This window comes from Streptomyces sp. NPDC056231 (assembly GCF_048270745.1).
Lineage (GTDB): Bacteria > Actinomycetota > Actinomycetes > Streptomycetales > Streptomycetaceae > Streptomyces.
Map to the genome: position 1 here is coordinate 44,971 of NZ_JBLVKW010000010.1, position 18,283 is coordinate 63,253.

General features: G+C 70.4%; 17 protein-coding genes. 7 read left to right on the top strand and 10 right to left on the bottom strand.

Features of this window, described 5'->3' with window-relative positions; all coding sequences use genetic code 11:
• Position 1: 1 nt before the first annotated feature.
• From ACNPQM_RS11150 to ACNPQM_RS11160, 3 genes are all read right to left on the bottom strand, one after another.
• Entirely contained in the window at positions 2-169 is a 168-nt protein-coding gene (locus ACNPQM_RS11150; protein ID WP_418083886.1) for a hypothetical protein, read from the bottom strand.
• Between the two features lie 199 nt (positions 170-368).
• Positions 369-560, bottom strand: coding sequence for a hypothetical protein (locus ACNPQM_RS11155; RefSeq protein ID WP_418083887.1), 192 nt, complete (start codon positions 558-560; stop codon positions 369-371).
• Positions 561-769: 209 nt separating this feature from the next.
• On the bottom strand, positions 770-3,736 hold the full coding sequence (locus ACNPQM_RS11160; protein WP_418083888.1) for an AfsR/SARP family transcriptional regulator: 2,967 nt from the start codon (positions 3,734-3,736) through the stop codon (positions 770-772).
• 288 nt (positions 3,737-4,024) lie between these two features.
• Between ACNPQM_RS11160 and ACNPQM_RS11165 the strand changes: the two genes are divergently transcribed.
• Positions 4,025-5,251, top strand: a complete 1,227-nt coding sequence (locus tag ACNPQM_RS11165; protein WP_418083889.1) for an amidohydrolase family protein — start codon at positions 4,025-4,027, stop codon at positions 5,249-5,251.
• A 70-nt stretch (positions 5,252-5,321) separates the two neighbouring features.
• Here ACNPQM_RS11165 and ACNPQM_RS11170 read toward each other — a convergent pair whose 3' ends face one another.
• A complete protein-coding gene (locus tag ACNPQM_RS11170) occupies positions 5,322-6,149 on the bottom strand; it encodes a MerR family transcriptional regulator (RefSeq protein ID WP_418083890.1) in 828 nt (275 codons plus the stop codon).
• A 163-nt stretch (positions 6,150-6,312) separates the two neighbouring features.
• The gene (locus ACNPQM_RS11175) at positions 6,313-6,516 is read right to left on the bottom strand and encodes a cold-shock protein (protein ID WP_037693088.1); all 204 of its coding nucleotides are present in this window, start codon (positions 6,514-6,516) and stop codon (positions 6,313-6,315) included.
• Positions 6,517-6,894: 378 nt separating this feature from the next.
• On the opposite strand from ACNPQM_RS11175, the gene ACNPQM_RS11180 reads away from it, so the two are divergent.
• The 4 genes from ACNPQM_RS11180 to ACNPQM_RS11195 all read left to right on the top strand — a co-directional run bounded on the left by ACNPQM_RS11180 (position 6,895) and on the right by ACNPQM_RS11195 (position 11,808).
• Positions 6,895-7,773 (top strand): menaquinone biosynthetic enzyme MqnA/MqnD family protein, encoded by an 879-nt coding sequence (locus ACNPQM_RS11180; protein ID WP_418083891.1) that lies wholly within the window; start codon positions 6,895-6,897, stop codon positions 7,771-7,773.
• 374 nt (positions 7,774-8,147) lie between these two features.
• Positions 8,148-9,875, top strand: a complete 1,728-nt coding sequence (locus ACNPQM_RS11185; protein ID WP_418083892.1) for a serine/threonine-protein kinase — start codon at positions 8,148-8,150, stop codon at positions 9,873-9,875.
• A 72-nt stretch (positions 9,876-9,947) separates the two neighbouring features.
• Entirely contained in the window at positions 9,948-11,147 is a 1,200-nt protein-coding gene (gene mqnC, locus ACNPQM_RS11190; RefSeq protein WP_266982739.1) for a cyclic dehypoxanthinyl futalosine synthase, read from the top strand.
• 7 nt (positions 11,148-11,154) lie between these two features.
• Entirely contained in the window at positions 11,155-11,808 is a 654-nt protein-coding gene (locus ACNPQM_RS11195; RefSeq protein ID WP_418083893.1) for an imidazolonepropionase-like domain-containing protein, read from the top strand.
• 15 nt (positions 11,809-11,823) lie between these two features.
• Here the strand turns inward: ACNPQM_RS11195 and ACNPQM_RS11200 are convergent, their stop codons facing one another.
• The 3 genes from ACNPQM_RS11200 to ACNPQM_RS11210 are packed head-to-tail and all read right to left on the bottom strand — an operon-like array spanning position 11,824 to position 14,163.
• The gene (locus ACNPQM_RS11200) at positions 11,824-12,732 is read right to left on the bottom strand and encodes a DUF3152 domain-containing protein (RefSeq protein ID WP_418083894.1); all 909 of its coding nucleotides are present in this window, start codon (positions 12,730-12,732) and stop codon (positions 11,824-11,826) included.
• The gene (locus tag ACNPQM_RS11205) at positions 12,722-13,642 is read right to left on the bottom strand and encodes a hypothetical protein (RefSeq protein ID WP_418083895.1); all 921 of its coding nucleotides are present in this window, start codon (positions 13,640-13,642) and stop codon (positions 12,722-12,724) included. The genes ACNPQM_RS11200 and ACNPQM_RS11205 overlap by 11 nt, the downstream gene beginning before the upstream one ends.
• Positions 13,643-13,653: 11 nt before the next feature.
• The gene (locus ACNPQM_RS11210) at positions 13,654-14,163 is read right to left on the bottom strand and encodes a SigE family RNA polymerase sigma factor (protein WP_418083896.1); all 510 of its coding nucleotides are present in this window, start codon (positions 14,161-14,163) and stop codon (positions 13,654-13,656) included.
• 148 nt (positions 14,164-14,311) lie between these two features.
• Here ACNPQM_RS11210 and ACNPQM_RS11215 point away from each other — a divergent pair, with 148 nt between their 5' ends.
• On the top strand, positions 14,312-15,007 hold the full coding sequence (locus ACNPQM_RS11215; protein ID WP_418083897.1) for a demethylmenaquinone methyltransferase: 696 nt from the start codon (positions 14,312-14,314) through the stop codon (positions 15,005-15,007).
• Positions 15,008-15,018: 11 nt separating this feature from the next.
• On the opposite strand, the gene ACNPQM_RS11220 is transcribed toward ACNPQM_RS11215, so the two are convergent.
• Entirely contained in the window at positions 15,019-15,219 is a 201-nt protein-coding gene (locus ACNPQM_RS11220; protein ID WP_418083898.1) for a hypothetical protein, read from the bottom strand.
• Between the two features lie 129 nt (positions 15,220-15,348).
• Between ACNPQM_RS11220 and ACNPQM_RS11225 the strand changes: the two genes are divergently transcribed.
• Positions 15,349-16,632 carry a geranylgeranyl reductase family protein gene (locus ACNPQM_RS11225; protein WP_358856837.1) on the top strand — a complete coding sequence of 428 codons (1,284 nt, stop codon included), beginning with the start codon at positions 15,349-15,351 and terminating at the stop codon, positions 16,630-16,632.
• Positions 16,633-16,781: 149 nt separating this feature from the next.
• On the opposite strand, the gene ACNPQM_RS11230 is transcribed toward ACNPQM_RS11225, so the two are convergent.
• The gene (locus tag ACNPQM_RS11230; protein WP_418083899.1) at positions 16,782-17,594 is read right to left on the bottom strand and encodes a C40 family peptidase; all 813 of its coding nucleotides are present in this window, start codon (positions 17,592-17,594) and stop codon (positions 16,782-16,784) included.
• Between the last annotated feature and the right edge of the window lie 689 nt (positions 17,595-18,283).

An 18,283-nucleotide genomic window follows, 5' to 3' on the forward strand; every position in this document is an offset into this window, starting at 1 on the left:
CTCAGCTGGCGTGGCTGTCCTGCGGGGTCATCACGGTGGCGTGCGCGTCCTGAGTGGTGACGGGGGTGTCGCCGGTCATGTGGCTGTCAGCCAGCGCCGGGGTGGCCGCGCCGAGGCCGAGGGCCACGGCGAACGCGGCGGCGACGAGCGTCTTCTTCGTGCGGGTCATTCCAACTCCTGTGGGAGAAGAGAGCTTGCGGGCGTGAAGTGACGCTAGTGGCAGGGGGGGGGCGATGGCGGAACCCTGTTGGCGCGAAGCGGTTGAACGTTGACGCGATTACGTCAACCGGCGCAGACGTGCAGCGGCCGCGACGGCTCCCCCTCCGTGCCGCCGCGGCCGTCCCCCGTGCCCCCGCCGAAAAGAAGAACTAGTTCGTGGGCTCCGACGTCGCGTGCATGTCGTCGGTCGTGGCCGTGCCGCCCGTGGCGTGCATGTCCTGCGGCTTGATTGGTCCGCCGGTCGCGTGCATGTCCAGAGTGGTGATCTGGTCGGCGTTACCACCGGTGGCGTGCATGTCCTGCGGCTTGATCTCCGGGTCCTTCTTCGTCGCGTCAGCCATGATGATCTGCTCCCCTTGGCATTTCTTCGTGATGGGTGGGCAAGGCCCGCCCGGCTGTTCCCCCGTGGACCGCCGGACGGGCCTTTCAGGGCCGCTCACATTAGTGCCACGGCCGTCTGTCGCCCCGTCTGCCCCCCGACGCGACGGATCGACTAAGAGAAGAATGCCGGGTCGCGATAAACGAACGATGAACGCCCCCGGCAGGCGTCCTACGCAGTCGTCACGGTGGGATCGGCGGACAGCAGGGCGCGCACATCGGTCGCCTCGTGCGAACCCAGTTCCTCGTAGATGGCCAGGGCCTCGTGCCAGCAGACCTGAGCGCGCCCGAACTGCCCGATCTCCCCAAGGGCGCGCCCGAGCACGGTGAGCACGTTGCCCCTCCGCCATTCGCCACCGATGCCTCGCAGCGCGGTCAGGGCCTGCTCGGCCTTAGCCGCGGCATCGGCCGAGCATCCGGCAGCGAGGTCGACCTCGGCGAGCCTGAAGAGTGTCATCCCTTCCCACAGGCGTTGGCGGCTGTCCCGGAAGACGGCCAGTGCTTCCAGAAGTCTCTCCGTCGCATCGGTGAACTGGCCGCTCTGCGTGAGGGCCATGCCGAGCGCATAGCGGCCGTTGGCACTCCGAAGGGCGTGACCCAGGCTGTCGTATATGTCTATGCCCTGCTTGGCCAGAGACACCGCACTGCCGGTGCGGCCCGTGGCCAGGTGAATGCGCGACAAGTTGCACAGCGCGCTCGCCTCGCCCGGCCGGTCCTGGATCCGACGGAAGCTGTCGATGGCTTGGGTCAGATATCTCTCGCCGTCGTCGTGTCGACTCTGGTAGAGCGCCATGATGCCGCGAGCGTTCGGAGCCCAGCACCCGGGCAACGGGTCGAGGTCGGCTTCGACGAGCCGCATGATCTCCTTCGCCTCCTGCTCGGCCCGGTCGAAACGCCCCGATGTGTGATGCACATCGGCCAATGTGACCAGAGCACGCACCTCGGTGCGTTGGTCGCCACAGGCACGGGCAGCGTCCCGTACGGCAAAGGCGATGGTCTCGTACTGTCTCGAGTTGGCGCCGGACTCGCCCAGATCCAGCGATGCCCAGAGAAGGTCCACGGCCCGGCGCAAGGTGCCGGGGCCGGACGATTGGCGTACGCAGGCGAGAAGCGTGTCGGCCTCCGCGTAGAGCCAGTCCAGCGCCGAGTGCCGGTCTGCGAACGACAGGCCCTCGTGCTGCGTCGGTTCCAGGTGGTCCACCAGCCGATCCCCCGGCCGCTCCAGCGCATACACCCCCGCCGCCGTGGCCAGATAGAAGTCCAGCAGGCGCGAAAGCGCCAACTCCCGCTCCTCCGGCGGCTGTTCGTCCCGTTCCGCGCACGCACGCGCGTAGAGCCGTACCAGGTCGTGGTACCGGTACCGACCTGGCGCCGCCGATTCCAGCAGACTCGTGTCGACCAGGGACTCCAGCACGTCCTCCGCCGCATGCACCTCCAGGTTCAGCAGCGCCGCAGCTGCCGCCAGGGAGATGTCCGGGCCGTCTGCCAGGCCCAGCAGGCGGAACGCGCGGGCCTGGGCCGGTTCCAGCTGGCCGTAGCCGAGTTCAAAGGTGGCCTTCACCGCCAGGTCGCCCGCCTGGAGCTCGTCCAGCCGGCGTCGCTCGTCCGCGAGTTTGGCCGCGAGGACCGAGACCGTCCAGGTGCGGCGGGCGGCCAGGCGGGAAGCGGCGATGCGGATCGCCAGGGGGAGGAAGCCGCACGCGGCGACCACGTCCAGGGCCGCCTCGCGCTCCGAGCCGACCCGCTCCTCGCCGACGATCCGGGTGAAGAGCTGGAGCGCCTCCTCGGGGGACATCACGTCCAGGTCCACCAGGTGCGCGCCCGCCAGGTCGACCATGCGGACGCGGCTGGTCACCAGGGCCGCGCAGCCTGCCGTGCCGGGCAGCAGGGGGCGGATCTGCGCCGCGTCGTGCGCGTTGTCCAGGAGGACCAGGATGCGGCGGCCGTCGAGCGTGGAGCGGTACAGCGCCGCCCGTTCGTCCAATGAATCGGGGATCGCCGAGTCCGCGGTGCCGAGGGCGCGCAGGAACGAGCCGAGCACCGTCTCCGGCTCCGCCGCCCGTGCTCCGGCTCCCTGCAGGTCGACGTAGAGCTGGCCGTCCGGGAAGTGCGGGCGCGCCTGGTGGGCGACGTGCACGGCGAGGGTTGTCTTGCCGACGCCGCCGATGCCCGCGAGCGCCGACACGGCCATGACCGAACCCTCCGCCGTCGCCAGCCGGTCGCCCAGTTCGCGCACGAAGGAGGCGCGGCCGGTGAAGTCCGGGACCGTCGCCGGGAGCTGGGCCGGCCGGACCGCGGCAGGTGCGGGGGCCGCCTCGTCGGCCGGGTGGGCCAGTTCCTCGTCGGCCTGCAGGATCCGCTGCTGGAGCTGCGAGAGCTCCGGCCGCGGGTCGACGCCGAGTTCGTCGGCGAGCAACCGTCGCGTGTCGGCGTACACGGCGAGCGCTTCCGCCTGGCGGCCGCTGCGGTACAGGGCGATCATCAGCAGTTCGCGCAGCCGCTCCCGCAGCGGGTGCGCCGCGGTGAGTGCGGTGAGTTCGGAGACCGCCTCCGCGTGGCTGCCGACCTCCAGATCCAGGTCGAGCCGGGTCTCGGTGAGCTGGAGCCGCCACTCGGCGAGCCGGGTGCGCTGGTTCTCGGCATAGGGGCCCGGGACGGAGGCCAGCGTTTCGCCGTCCCACAGCGCCAGCGCCTCGTTGAGCAGGGTGCGGGCCCGGCGCCGGTCCCCGCCCGCCCGCGCCTTCTCCGCGTCGGCGGTCAACTCCTGGGCCACCGTGAGGTCGAGTGCGTCGGGGCTGGTCCGGATCGCGTACCCGCCGGCGTCGCTGACCAGCGTGGACGGGTCGAGGATCTTGCGCAGCCGGGACGCGTACGTCCGTACGGCGGCGAGCGCCTGGGACGGCGGCTCGTCGCCCCAGATGGCGTCGATGAGTTCGGCGGCGGTGGCCGTGCGCCCGTCGCGCAGCAGCAGCGCGACCAGCAGGGCCCGCTGCTGCGGCGAGCCGGACGCCAGCGGTTCGTCGTCGCGCCAGGCGCGTACGGGGCCGAGCACGGCGAACCGCAGGCCGGTCCCGGTCGTCTGTTGCTGAGCAGCGCGCTGCTCCGGAACGCGCACACGTGGCCCGTGGTCACGGTCCATTGATGCCCCCTGTCCTGCTCGCCCCGCCAGTCCTGCCGGTCGCACTGAACCCGCTGGTGTTGATGGTCCCGCTGGTGTCTCTGCCCGGAATGACCGCCGCTGCACCGATGTGGTCCGGGTGGATCCGGATTACGACCTACCGCTGGTATCGCGGTCAACAGTCTGCCTTGTCATGGGCGGACACGTCAGCAGTGGGTGACGCTCTGCACAAGCCCTCGACAACGATTTGGGACAGGGGCCCGGCCCAGAGAGCTGACGGTTCGTCAGATCGGCGCTACCGTAGTGCACATGGAGACCTTCCCGAAGATCATCTCGGTGGACGATCACACGGTGGAGCCCGCTCATGTCTGGCGGGACCGGCTCCCGTCCAAGTACCTCGACCGCGGCCCGCGCATCGTCCGCGCCCCCCTGAAGGAAATGACCTTCATGGGGGGCAGGTTCGCACCGGTGATGGGCGCAAAGGGCGACGAGGGGCCGATCGGCGACTGGTGGGTGTACGAGGATCTGCACCGGCCGCTCACCCGGCTCGACACCTCCGTCGGCTACGACCGGGACGAGATCAAGCTCGAAGTCATCACGTACGAGCAGATGCGCCCTGGTTCGTACGCGGTCCCGGACCGGCTCGCCGACATGGACATCAACCACGTCCAGTCCGCGCTCTGTTTCCCGACCTTCCCGCGGTTCTGTGGTCAGACGTTCACGGAGGCGAAGGACCGTGAGCTCGGACTGCTCGGCGTGCGCGCGTACAACGACTGGATGGTGGAGGAGTGGTGCGGCCCCGACGCGCAGGGCCGGCTGATCCCGCTGACCCTCGTCCCGCTCTGGGACTCACAGCTCGCCGCCGACGAGGTCCGGCGGAACGCCGCGCGCGGGGTGCGTGCTGTCGCGTTCTCCGAGATACCCCCACATCTGGGACTTCCGTCGATACATACGGACGCGTGGGATCCGTTCCTGCGGGCCTGCGACGAGACGGGGACCGTGATCGCGATGCACATCGGCTCGTCCTCGAAGATGCCGTCCACCTCGGCCGACGCCCCGCCCGCGGTCGGCTCCACCATCACCTTCGCCAACTGCTGCTTCTCGATGGTCGACTGGCTGATGAGCGGCAAGTTCGAACGGTTCCCGAACCTCCGGATCATGTACGCGGAGGGCCAGATCGGCTGGATCCCGTACATCCTGGAACGGGCCGACGTGGTCTGGGAGGAGAACCGGGCCTGGGGCGGTGTCGCCGACAAGGTGCACCGGCCGCCGTCCGAGCTCTTCGCCGAGCATGTGTACGGGTGCTTCTTCGATGACGCGTTCGGGCTGAAGAACCTGGACGCGATCGGCGTGGGAAACGTTCTGTACGAGACCGACTACCCGCACTCGGATTCGACCTGGCCCGAGTCGCGCGAGGTCGGCGAGGCGCAGATGGGGCACCTGGACCCGGATGTGGTGGACCGGGTCGTGCGCCGCAACGCCATCGATCTGCTGGGGCTCACGGACGAGGGGCTGTGGGCGGGGCCGGGGGCGTGAGGCCGTAGGCCCTGCCGGCCGGTGGTGCGGCACGGGGCCCACCGTGTCCGGCGGGCCCCGTGGGACGTGGTCAGGCCCTGGCCACCGGCTCCTGGAGCTCCGTCACCCACTTGTCCTTGTCCTCCGGGCACTCCAGGTTGATCTCCCGGGTGTACCCCAGTGACCGGTACCCATTGGTGTCCAGCCAGCGGGCCAGCGTCTGCTCGGTGGCGAGGACCCCGTCCATCGAACCGCGGTGGACGATGGTCGCCGCCTCGAACGCGGGCAGGTCGACCACCGTGACGCCGGTGTCACCGACCGGGCCGACCGGGGCGGAGACCGTCACCCCCGCGTGCACGGTGATCGCGCCGTCGCCCGCGGGGGCGTCCTCGTAGCGCGCGATGCCCGGGCCGGTGGGGCTGATTCCGGCCGCCTTCAGCAGCGGGAACAGCCGGTCGTACAGCGGTCCGATCACCGGAGTGATGGCCTGCGGCTCGTAGCCGGCCGCGGTCCCCGTCAGCTCCGCCACCCGTACCGCGGGAACGTTCTTGATCACAACGTCGTCCGTGGGCATGTGCCCCTCGCTCTCGATCGACCGGAGCCTCGCCTCGACCTGCGCCAGCCGTGCCGCCGCCGCGGCCATGGCCGCCTCCAGCTCCGCCTGCCGCAGTCGCAGCATTCCGCGGATCTCCTCGGGTCCGACCTGTTCGTCGAGGACGGCCTGCACCTGCTGGAGCGTGAAGCCGAGACCCTTGAGAGCGATGATGCGGTTGAGGCGGGCGAGCTGAGCGGCACCGTAGAAGCGGTAGCCGGTCGCGGGGTCGGTGCGGTCGGGAGGCAGCAGTCCGATGGCGTCGTAGTGACGCAGCATCCGGGCCGACACCCGTCCGTACCTGGCGAAATCTCCGATGGTGAACATGATGTCTCCCAGTGCACGCCCTCACACGGTGTCAAGGTCAAGCTCCCGTCCGCGGCGGCACCGGGCGGGCCATCACAAGGCAGGAGCCCCGCTCCTCCGCCGAGGCGGGGGAGCGGGGCTCCTTGGGTACTGCATGCCGGCCGCGATCGGCCGACCCGGGCAACTAGGCCGGGCTGACGTTCTCAGCCTGCGGGCCCTTCGGCCCCTGAGTGACGTCGAAGTTCACGACCTGGTTCTCCTCGAGGGAGCGGAACCCGGACGCGTTGATCGCGGAGTAGTGGACGAAGACATCCGGGCCGCCGCCGTCCTGGGCGATGAAGCCGAAGCCCTTTTCAGCGTTGAACCACTTGACGGTTCCGGTAGCCATAAGCCCTCCTTGGGCCAAAGGGTTGCCCTGCTCCAGAACCTGCAAAGAAGTCTGAAAACTACAAAAGCCTGCGGGTTACATGCTCCGCAGGCTCTGTACTGCAAGGGAAACCAAACTGCAACTTGCGTCGAGCCTAGCACGCAGCGTGTGCGGAACGGTAGAGGGAAAGATCACTTCACCCGGATGTTTGATTGCCCTGCCGAGAGACTGACGGAGATAGCGGTCAGAAGGGGGCCCGGGGGTGTCGTTCGGGTGGCGCGGAGGTGGCCGCGGAGACACGCCGGGGCGTGGGACCGGCAGACACGGAGGGGCGGGACCGGGCGGGTCCCTCCGCGCCCCGGTGGTGGCGGGATGTCCGCACGGGTCTAGCCTCGCGATGTGGACAATTCAACCGTCTCCCCCGCAGCAGGCGACGACCGTCGCAGCAGGCCGCGCGTCGGCCACATCCAGTTCCTGAACTGCCTCCCCCTCTACTGGGGCCTGGCGCGGACCGGAACCCTGCTCGACCTGGAGCTGTCGAAGGACACCCCGGAGAAGCTCAGCGAGCAGCTGGTACGCGGTGACCTCGACATCGGCCCCATCACCCTCGTCGAGTACCTGCGCAACGCCGATCAGCTCGTCGCCTTCCCCGATATCGCGGTCGGCTGCGACGGGCCCGTCATGTCATGCGTGATCGTGTCGCAGCTGCCCCTGGAGCAGCTCGACGGGGCCCGGGTGGCGCTCGGTTCGACCTCGCGCACCTCCGTACGCCTCGCTCAGCTGCTGCTCGCCGAGCGGTACGAGGTGACGCCCGACTACTACACCTGCCCGCCCGACCTCGGCCTGATGATGCAGGAGGCGGACGCCGCCGTGCTGATCGGCGACGCCGCGCTGCGCGCCTCGCTGCACGACGCGCCGCGCCTCGGTCTGCAGGTCCATGACCTGGGGCAGATGTGGAAGGAGTGGACGGGGCTGCCGTTCGTCTTCGCGGTCTGGGCGGCGCGCAAGGACTTTCTGGCCGCGCACCCGGCCATGGTGGAGGAGGTGCACCGGGCGTTCCTCGCCTCGCGGGACCTGTCGCTGGAAGAGGTCACCAAAGTCGCCGAGACGGCGGCGCGGTGGGAGGTCTTCGACGCGGAGCTGCTGGAGCGGTACTTCACGACGCTGGACTTCCGCTTCGGTCCGGACCAGCTGTCGGGCGTACGTGAGTTCGCCCGCCGGGTCGGGGCGACGACCGGTTTCCCGGTGGACGTGAACGTCGAGCTGCTCGGCCACTGATCCGGCACCGGCCACTGCGCGGGGGGAATGGGTCCGGGCGATTGGTGAATACTGAACCTTCTTCTGGCTTCCCCGTTCCCTCCCGTGCTGTTTATCGCACTGCCTCATGGATTCCTTTCCAGCGAATGCCACGAATGCCGCGGCCGGACAGCTCGCACGTCCTATCCCGAATAGAGGGAGGACGGAGTACGGGGTGAGCCCAGGTCGAGTCCCGGATTCGATCGGGTGAACGACTCATTCGCGCCTTTTACTGTGCCGAAAACCGCGGTTCGTTCCCATAGGGGCGAAATCGGCCGATGGTTTCTCTGTGATCGCGCGACCTCCGACCCCTAGGCTTCGGTCGGAGGTCCGGCCGGTCCACAGGGGGAGTCCGTATGCAGCCGCTGGAAGCCGGCGAACCGCTCACCATCGGTGCCTACCGGTTGCTCGGCAGACTCGGTGCGGGCGGCATGGGCCGGGTGTATCTGGGACGCAGTGCGGGTGGACGCACCGTCGCGGTCAAGGTCGTCCATCCGCACTTCGCGCTCGACGAACAGTTCCGTGCGCGGTTCCGGCGCGAGGTCGACGCGGCGCGGCGGATCGGCGCCCAGTGGACGGCGCCCGTCCTGGACGCCGATCCGGATGCCCCCGTGCCGTGGGTCGCCACCGGCTATGTCGCCGGGCCCCCGCTGTCGGCCGCGGTCACGGAGCACGGGCCACTGCCCGAGCAGGCGGTACGGACCCTGGGCGCCGGACTCGCGGAGGCCCTGGCCGTCGTGCACGGGCAGGGGCTCATCCACCGCGACGTGAAGCCGTCCAACGTCCTGCTCGCCCTCGACGGCCCCCGCCTCATCGACTTCGGCATCGCCCGCGCGATCGACGCCACCGCCTCGCTCACCTCCACCGGGGTTTCGGTCGGCTCGCCCGGCTACATGGCACCGGAGCAGATCCGGGGTCTGGAGATCTCGGGCGCCGCCGATGTCTTCTCGCTCGGCGCGGTGCTCGCGTACGCGGCGACGGGCGACGCCCCCTTCCTCGGCGACTCCTCGGCGGTGCTCCTCTACAAGGTGGTGCACGAGGAGCCGGAGCTGGGTGAGATCGAGGGCGAACTGCGGGACGTGATAGCCACGTGCCTGGCGAAGGACCCGGCGCGTCGGCCCACCCCGACGGAGCTCGCCCGGCAGCTGGCACCCGGCGGGGCGGCGGCGGCAGTGGCGGCGGGCTGGCTGCCCGGAGCACTGGTGCGTGAGGTCAGCCGCTCGGCAGTGGCGCTGCTCGACCTGGAGCCGCAGGACGGGCCGGTGCAGTCGGGACCGGTGCCGTTCAGCAACGCCTCCCTCACCGCCTCCGGCTCCGCCGACAGCAACGGCGCGCGTGGAGAGTTCGGGCCGCCGATCGAGCCGGCCCGCCCGCCCCGGACATTCCCGCCGGCCGAGGCCGCGGACCGCGACCCGGGCGGACTCCCCGGCCCCCGTACCCCCGATTCCCGGTTCTCCGTCACTGTCGGCGCCGGCTCCGAGCCCGGCGCCGCCGGCCGCAGCCGCGGCCGCAGGCTCAGCTGCACCGTCGCCCTCGCCGTGGCGGGCGCGCTCGCCGCCGTGACCGTCGGCAGCGCCCTCCTCTTCGACCTGCTGCCGGGCATCGGTGGCGGCGACGCCGAGCACGGCGGGGTCGCCCAACCCCCTGGCGCGTCCTCCAGCGCGTCGCCGGACCCGGCGGACGGCTACCCCGGTGCGGGCCAGGTCACCGCGCTGCCCAAGACGTTCGTCGGTACCTGGAAGGGGCCGCTGACCGAGAAGACGACCGGGCAGCCGCACGGCACCCTCACCGCGGTGTTCACCGAGGGGAAGAAGGGCACGGATGTCGTCCGTATGAACACCACCTTCTCCACCCTCGGAGTGACCGTCAGCTGCAACAGCATCGCGAAGCTCTCCTCCGGCACCGCCGAGGAACTGACGCTCCGGGAGCGCGCCGACCCGGACCGGCCCGGAACCGCCGGGCTCTGCACGCAGACCACGACCGACGTCACCTTCACCCTCGCCGGGGACGGCACACTCCGCTTCCGGTCCGAGGAGCGGGGTGCGGGGCTTCCGTACGGCACACTCGCCCGGTCCGGCAGCTGACCCCGGGAGGGGCTGGCGTAGGCTGAACCGGTCCATGGATCCGTTGAAAAACCGCCGAAAGGTGACAGCCCGGTGACCGAGAAGGCCGACCTCCAGCCCATCCTCGACCGAGCCGCCGAAGGCGGCCGGATCACTCCGGAGGAGGCCCTCGACCTCTACCGGTCGGCGCCCCTGCACGCGCTGGGCGCCGCTGCCGACGCTGTGCGCCGACGCCGCTACGCCGGTACGGAGCACATCGCGACGTACATCATCGAGCGCAACATCAACTACACCAACGTGTGCGTCACGGCCTGCAAGTTCTGCGCCTTCTACGCCGCACCGAAGGACACTGCCAAGGGCTGGTCCCGCGACCTCGACGACATCCTGCGCCGCTGTGCGGAGACCGTCGAGCTCGGCGGCACGCAGATCATGTTCCAGGGCGGACACCACCCGGACTACGGCGTCGAGTACTACGAGGAGCACTTCTCCGCGATCAAGAAGGCGTTCCCGCAGCTGGTCATCCACTCGCTGGGCGCCTCCGAGATCGAGCACATGGCCCGGATCTCCAAGGTCTCCGTGGAGGAGGCCATCCAGCGGATCCACGCCGCCGGTCTCGACTCCTTCGCGGGCGCCGGCGCCGAGCTGCTGCCGGCCCGGCCGCGCAAGGCGATCGCCCCGCTCAAGGAGTCCGGCGAGCGCTGGCTGGAGATCATGGAGGCGGCGCACCGGCTCGGTGTCGAGTCCACCTCCACGATGCTGATGGGCACCGGCGAGACCAACGCCGAGCGCATCGAGCACCTGCGGATGATCCGCGACGTACAGGACCGGACCGGTGGTTTCCGTGCGTTCATCCCGTATACGTACCAGCCGGAGAACAACCACCTGAAGGGCCGGACGCAGGCCACGCTCTTCGAGTACCTGCGGATGATCGCCATCGCCCGGCTCTTCCTCGACAACGTCGCCCACATCCAGGGCTCCTGGCTGACCACCGGCAAGGAGGTCGGCCAGCTGTCGCTGCACTACGGCGCCGACGACCTCGGCTCGATCATGCTGGAGGAGAACGTCGTCTCCTCCGCCGGTGCCAAGCACCGCTCCAACCGGCTGGAGATCATCGACCTGATCCGCAAGGCGGGCCGGGTCCCGGCGCAGCGCGCCACGACGTACGAGCACCTCGTCGTCCACGACGACCCGGCGAACGACCCGGTCGACGAGCGCGTCGTCTCACACATCTCGTCCACCGCGATCGAGGGCGGCACCGCACACCCGGAACTCAAGCTCCTCAGCGCCAACTGAGGCTGTCGTGCTGACCGTTCACGCCGCGCCGCTGGTTCTTCCGGTCGGCGCGGCTGCCGTCGCGCAGGGCGCGGTCGCCGTGGACGGCGACCGGATCGTCGCCCTCGGACCGCACGACGAGGTCGTCGCCGCCCACCCGGCGGCCCGGGTCCGCCAGTGGCCGGGAGTCCTGACGCCCGGCCTGCGGCAGTGGCACGCAGTCTGGCTGCTGACCCGCTGCTACCACCCCGACCCGCGCGAGGCGGACGAGCTCGGTGACCGGCCGCTGTGGGGCGAGGCGTTCGAACGGCTGGCCGGCGAGATGGACGCGGCGCGGTGGGCGGGCAGCGTACGGCGCGGGCTGCAGCAGATGCTGCGGCACGGCACCACACACCTCGCGGGCCGGTTCCACGACCCGGCCGTCCGCACCGCCGTGGACCGCTCGGGGCTGACCGAGGTTTCGGCCGTCGGCGCCCCCGGCATCCTGGTCGGCGAACCGAGCCTGGACCCGTTCTCGGAGGGGTATGACCTGCCCGGTTCCGTGCACGGCCCGCTCACCGTCGGCGGCCGCGCCGACCTCGCCGTCTTCGACGTACCGGACGAGGACGCGCTCTGTGCGGCGGGCGCCGGGGCGTGCATCGCCACGGTGCTGGGCGGGCGGCTGGTGTACCGGCGGCGGTAGGCGCTCCGGAGCGCGTCAGGGCACGGACGGGCCACCTACGTACCTGCCCGTGGCCGTGTACGGCCAGGCGTTGGCGACGCACCCCCGTAGCCCGTCGATCTGCTGCATCATCGCGGGCGCGGGACGTCCTGGCCCCGGGCAGGTCTCGTGGCCGTGGCCCAGCCAGTGGCCGACCTCGTGGTTGATGATCAGCGCCCGGTACTCGGCGAGCGGCCCGTCGAACTGCGGCGAGCCCTGCATCCACCGCTTCAGGTTCACCACGACCGTGCTGCCGACGCGACAGTTGACCTCGCCCCGCGTGTGCAGCCCGTACGCCCCGCAGAGCCGGTCGACGGTGTCCGGCGTGGCGATACGGATCACCAGACCGGCCGGTCCCGAGCCGACCTGCCGGAACGCGTCGTGCCCGGTGCGGGTCCAGCCGCGTGGGTCGGCGAGCACACCGGAGACCTCGGCGGCAGCCGGACCGGCGGCCAGACCGCTGCCCTGTTCCACCTCGACGCGGTAGCGGTGGACGGTGCCCGTGCCGTGAGCGGCCGCGGACGCCGGGGCGGCAGGGACGAACGTGCCGGAGCCGTGGCCGGGCACGGACCCGGGCGGGTTCCGCGTCCCGGCCACCCGCTTCTTCTTGCCGTCGCGGGAGCCGGCCGCCGAGCCGACGGGTTCCGGACTGCTCGGTACGGAACGGGAGTCGGGCCCGACGCCTGTGGCCGACCGGGTCACCGACGGCCGGACCGACGGGGTGTTCGACGCCGCCGACGCCCCGTCCCCACCGCCCCACGGCCCCCACACCAACGCCCCGCAGAGCAGCGCGCCCGGCACCAGCACGGCACCCAGCATCCGTATCCGGGTCCGTCGGCGGCGGGCGCGCCGGGCCGCGCCGCGGCTGCGGCCACGCGCCCGGCGTCCCCGTGCCTCACCCGCCACGGACGGACCCCTGCTTCGGCTCCATCGGGTACGCGTCCGCGTAACGCACCAGGTCCAGGAAGCGGGGGTCCCGTGCGATGCGGAGCAACTGGTCCACGGTGACCGGCGCCGAGACCATGGAGGAGTCGTCGCCGTCCGCCGAGAGGACGACGGCGCTGTCCCCGAACTCGAAGCGGACACTCACGCCGACGATGTCCTTCCCGCCCTTCGAGTTCCCGCTCGCGGTGACGGCGCGGGCCACGATGCCGCCGGGCAGCTGTGCCTTCTCGCAGCGGTACTTCTTCGTCGGGCCGTACGAGCAGGGGGCCTCCGGGCTGTTGGACGAGTCACCGATGGGGCGTACGGAGAAGACGACGGGGAAGACGCTGCCCTTGGACGCGCCCTGGTACCGGCTGACCGCCAGATCGACCGGGCGGACGGTACCGAACGCCGCCGGCAGCATCGTGTCGAACAACGCCGCCGCGTCCTGCTGGAACTGCTCCATCCGCTTGCGCTCGGCGGCGGGCAGGTCCGCCATGGACGACTCGCCCGGGGTGGGCTTGACGTGCACCGGCGTGCGCGGCGGCTCGCCGGGAACGGCGGTCGGCTTGACGACGTCGCTCGCGGGCCCGGTGGGGGCGGGCGCGTCGCTGCGGCCCTGGGCGGGCGCCCCGACCTGTGCGGCGCCGTTGCCCGTACCGCTGCCCGTGCCCCAGGACGGCAGCGTCGCACCGAACACCCCGAGCGCCACCACCCCGGCCACCCCCGCGCCGATGGCCGCACGCGCCCTGGTGCGACGCCTGCGCCCCTCGGCAAGCGCGACCGGCAGCAGGTCCGGCAGCGGTGGCGCCCCCTCGGCCGCCTCCGCCATCGCCTCCCTGATCCGCTGCGTCCCGGTCTCCTCCAACGCGCCTTCCGAAAGCATGTCCATGACGGTTCTCCTCAGCTGCGAATGGTGTAGAGGTGCGGGTCGCCCAGCCGCGTACGCAGCGTGGCGAGCGAGCGCGAGCACTGGCTCTTGACGGTGGATTCGCTGCAGCGCAGCAGCTCGGCGACCGTCTGCACGCCCAGGTCCTCCCAGTAGCGCAGGACGACCATCGCCCGTGCACGGGGCGGCAGTTCGGCCAGGGCGGTCAACAGCGTCACCGTCAACTCGGGACCCACCACGGGGGGCGGTGCGTCGACCCGGCTGTGGGCCAGGAAGTCGCGGAGCCGCCGCCGGCGCTCGGCGAGATACGTCCGGGTGAGGACGGTGCGCGCATAGGCGGCGGGATGGTCGGCGGCGCTCGCCCGGTGCCAGTGCTGGAACAGCTTGGCGAGCGTCGTCTGCGTCAGATCGCGGGCGCTCTCCGCATCGCCGCACAGCAGATATGCGGTCCGGTACAGACGCCGTTGGTTCGCCCGGGCGAACTCCTCGAAGCCGGTGGAGTCCCGACTGCGGTCTGCGGTCATCTGTCCCCCTCTCCGGTTCCTCGGTGATCTCTCACCCCTGTACTGAGTCGTCTCGCGCCCAAAAGGTTGAAGCCGGCTTTCGAGCGGCTCCGGGCGCCGACGCACGACCGGCGCGAGGCAGCCGCGGCCGGGCTGCTTGAATGGGTGGGTGACCCGAGCATCCCTGGACAAGCAGCCGCACGAAGTCGCCTCGATGTTCGACGACGTGGCGGCGAACTACGACCTCACCAACGATGTGCTGTCGCTCGGCCAGGCCCGGCTGTGGCGCAAGGAGGTTGCGAAGGCGGTGCACGCCCGCCCCGCGGAAAAGGTCCTCGACCTGGCCGCGGGCACGGCGACCTCCTCGCAGCCGTTCGTCCGTGCCGGGGCCTACGTCGTGCCGTGCGACTTCTCGATCGGCATGCTCCAGGTGGGCAAGAAGCGACACCCGTGGATGCCGTTCACGGCGGGCGACGGCATGAAGCTGCCCTTCCGTGACGACGTCTTCGATGCGGTCACGATCTCCTTCGGCCTGCGCAACATTCAGGACACCGAGGCGGCGCTGCGCGAGCTGTACCGGGTGACGAAGCCCGGCGGCCGTGTCGTGATCTGCGAGTTCTCGCATCCGACGTGGGCGCCGTTCCGCATGGTGTACGAGGAGTATCTGATGCGCGCGCTGCCACCGGTGGCGCGAGCCGTCTCCTCCAACCCGGACGCGTACGTCTACCTCGCCGAGTCCATTCAGTCCTGGCCCGACCAGCCGGCCCTCGCGGAGATGCTCCAGAAGGCCGGCTGGTCGCAGGTGGCCTGGCGGAACCTCACCGGCGGCATCGTCGCGCTCCACCGGGGTTCCAAGGCTGTCTGAAGCCCCAGGCCCTACTTCGCGTACATGCCGTAGCCGCCGACACCCGTGTACACCGCGTCGGCGACCCGCCGGTGGACGTACTTCGGTCCGTACGGATCCTTGCCCGAGTCCGTCGGCGGCAGAGCACGGCGAGGGCGGCGGCGATCAGGGAGCCGCGCAAGGTGATGATCTTCTTGGCTGCCACGGACGGTGATCGTGCCAGCGCCGTCCACGAGGGGCTAGTAGATATCGGGACCGGTCTCGGCCGCGACCCACCGCCCCCCACCCGCTCTCCGGCTCCGGGCGGCCCCCCATAGACTGCCCAGGTTCACCATGTTGTCGAGCCTTCGGGAGATCCTGCCGTGACCGAGCCCCTCTCCGAACACAGCGCGGATGTGATCGTCGTCGGGGCAGGCCCAGCCGGCTCCACGACCGCGTACTACCTCGCCAAGGCCGGACTCGACGTTCTCCTGCTGGAGAAGACCGCCTTCCCGCGCGAGAAGGTCTGCGGCGACGGTCTCACCCCGCGCGCCACCAAGCAGCTCGTCGCCATGGGCATCGACATCTCCGAAGAGGCCGGCTGGCTGCGCAACAAGGGGCTGCGCATCATCGGCGGCGGTGTCCGGCTGCAGCTGGACTGGCCGGATCTCGCCTCGTACCCGGACTACGGACTGGTCCGCAAGCGCGACGACTTCGACGAGCAGCTGGCCCGCCAGGCGCAGAAGGCGGGTGCCCGGCTGTACGAGCGGTGCAATGTCGGCGCCCCGATCATCGACGAGCGCACCGGCCGCATCACCGGTGTGAACGCGAAGCTCGGCGAGGAGAAGACCCCGGTCACCTTCCACGCCCCGCTCGTCGTCGCCGCCGACGGCAACTCCACCCGGCTGTCGCTCGCCATGGGTCTGCACCGCCGCGAGGACCGCCCGATGGGTGTCGCGGTCCGTACGTACTTCACCTCACCGCGCCACGACGACGACTACCTGGAGTCCTGGCTGGAGCTGTGGGACCGGCGCGGCCCCCAGGACCGGCTGCTGCCCGGCTACGGCTGGATCTTCGGGATGGGCGACGGCACGTCCAATGTCGGCCTCGGCATCCTCAACTCCTCGTCCGCCTTCCGGGAGCTGGACTGGCGGGAGGTCCTCAAGGCGTGGTGCGCGTCCATGCCGGAGGACTGGGGCTACACCCCGGAGAACATGACGATGCCGATCCGCGGCGCCGCGCTCCCCATGGCGTTCAACCGCCAGCCGCACTACACCAAGGGGCTGCTGCTCGTCGGTGACGCGGGCGGCATGGTCAACCCGTTCAACGGCGAGGGCATCGCGTACGCCATGGAGTCGGGCCAGATCGCCGCGGACGTCATCGTCCAGGCGCACGCCCGCGCGACCCCCGCCCAGCGCGAACTGGCGCTGCACAGCTACCCGAAGATCCTGAAGGAGACCTACGGCGGCTACTACACGATGGGCCGCGCCTTCGTGAAGCTGATCGGCAACCCGAAGGTCATGAAGGTCGCCACCCAGCGCGGCCTGACGCACCCGCTGCTGATGAAGTTCACGCTGAAGATGCTCGCCAACCTCACCGACCCGACGGGCGGCGACGCGATGGACCGCATCATCAACGGCCTCTCGAAGGTGGCCCCGAAGGCCTGACCACCACTCCCGTTCGCGGCCTCGCCCGGTTCACGGGCGAGGCCGCGAACCGGGCCGGCAACAGCACCCGGCTCGCCGTTCCACGACGAAGGGCCGTCGCTCCCGAGCGGGGGAGTGACGGCCCTTCGCCGTGTTCGCGCGCTTGTGAATCAGAGAACGCGGACCGCGCCCGACGGCGGGTCGTAGCTCAGCGGGCGCAGCACCACGCCGGTGCTCGGGTTCTGCGCACCGACGAACTGGCCGCCGCCCACGTAGACGCCGACGTGGTACGCGGAGCCCGCACCGCCCCAGTACAGGATGTCGCCCGGCTGGAGGTTGCTCAGCGAGACCTGGGTGCCGGCGGTCGACTGGGCCTGCGAGACGCGCGGCAGGTCGACACCCACCGTGCGGAACGCGGCCTGGACCAGGCCGGAGCAGTCCCAGGAGTTGGGTCCGGTGCCGCCGGAGACGTACGCGTCGCCGACCTGGGCCCGGACGAACGAGACGACGGAGGCGGCGGAGCCGGTGGCGCTCGACGAGGAGGACGCCACGGCAGTGGCGCCGGACGACGCGCTGAGCGTCGTACGGGCCTCGGAGCGGGAGGCGCGCAGGGCGGCCTCCGCCTTGGCCTTGGCGGCCGCCTCTGCCTTCTTCTTGGCCTCTGCCTTGCGGACCGCCTCGGCCTTGGCCTTCGTGGCGGCCTTGGCCGCGCTGGTGGCCGCGGCGTCCTCCTGGGCCTGCGTCTCCAGGTCCAGGGCGACCTGCTGCGTGGCCTCGGCGGACGCGGCGACGGCGGTGGAGAGCCCGGAGGTGAGGGTGGGCATCTCGATGGTCTGGGTCACCGGCTCGGCCTGGGCAGGACCAGCAGCGCCTGCGACCGCGATGGTGCTGAGGACGCCACCGGCAACTCCGGCCCGCAGTGCCGATTTCGGGGCGCTTCGGCGGGGCTTCCGGTGGCTGGGTATGTGAGCGGTGAGGGACATGAGTACTAGCGCTATCAGGGCACCTGGGTTTCCTTCAAGAAACGTGTGTTGCGACACAGTTACGTTCGGAATCTGTGAATCCGCTTTCCGGTGGCCCTTATTGACGCCGTAACCGGCAAATCGGTCATGCGTGATCACCGCTGTGATCACGGACTTTCAGCAATTCGCCCGAATTGCCCGTCGCTTACCATCCGTTCGCACCGATGGCCAAGCCCGCTTTTATTGAAGGCCCGATGAAGTGATGCAGGTCACAGTGTGACTGTGGCGTGGTGGCCCTGCGGGCGGCCGATGCGCGCGGCGGCGTCGGCGGCAGGCCGTCCGGCGCGTTGTGGGCGCTTCGCCCGGAAGATCGCGAATGTGGATACGCGTCCACATCGCGCCTCGCGAGCCCCTCGCACGGGTGACCCCGAAGTGGGACGGATCCCCTTATCACCCCTCGGTCGTCCATTGCCAATTTGCTAGTCGAGGCGTCTGATTGTTAGAGGAGCATCGCCTTGACCAGCAACAACAACACCAGATGTCACGTCTCGTGATCGCACGGCCGCTTTGTGTACGAAGGTCACCCCTCATCCGGCTTCATGATCCTTCGCCGGGTGGTGGAGATCACAAAGTCGTTGTAGTACCCCGTGTCGCAGATCACAGGACGGCAGGCATAGGATGCGGGGCAGTCGGGCTTGTGAACTGCCTCA

Excerpts from the sequence above, each read along its gene's own strand:
- ACNPQM_RS11150 (WP_418083886.1), bottom strand. The coding sequence starts at position 169 with ATGACCCGCACGAAGAAGACGCTCGTCGCCGCCGCGTTCGCCGTGGCC.
- ACNPQM_RS11155 (WP_418083887.1), bottom strand. The coding sequence starts at position 560 with ATGGCTGACGCGACGAAGAAGGACCCGGAGATCAAGCCGCAGGACATG.
- ACNPQM_RS11160 (WP_418083888.1), bottom strand. The coding sequence starts at position 3,736 with ATGGACCGTGACCACGGGCCACGTGTGCGCGTTCCGGAGCAGCGCGCT.
- ACNPQM_RS11165 (WP_418083889.1), top strand. The coding sequence starts at position 4,025 with ATGGAGACCTTCCCGAAGATCATCTCGGTGGACGATCACACGGTGGAG.
- ACNPQM_RS11170 (WP_418083890.1), bottom strand. The coding sequence starts at position 6,149 with ATGTTCACCATCGGAGATTTCGCCAGGTACGGACGGGTGTCGGCCCGG.
- ACNPQM_RS11175 (WP_037693088.1), bottom strand. The coding sequence starts at position 6,516 with ATGGCTACCGGAACCGTCAAGTGGTTCAACGCTGAAAAGGGCTTCGGC.
- ACNPQM_RS11185 (WP_418083892.1), top strand. The coding sequence starts at position 8,148 with ATGCAGCCGCTGGAAGCCGGCGAACCGCTCACCATCGGTGCCTACCGG.
- ACNPQM_RS11205 (WP_418083895.1), bottom strand. The coding sequence starts at position 13,642 with ATGGACATGCTTTCGGAAGGCGCGTTGGAGGAGACCGGGACGCAGCGG.
- ACNPQM_RS11210 (WP_418083896.1), bottom strand. The coding sequence starts at position 14,163 with ATGACCGCAGACCGCAGTCGGGACTCCACCGGCTTCGAGGAGTTCGCC.
- ACNPQM_RS11230 (WP_418083899.1), bottom strand. The coding sequence starts at position 17,594 with ATGTCCCTCACCGCTCACATACCCAGCCACCGGAAGCCCCGCCGAAGC.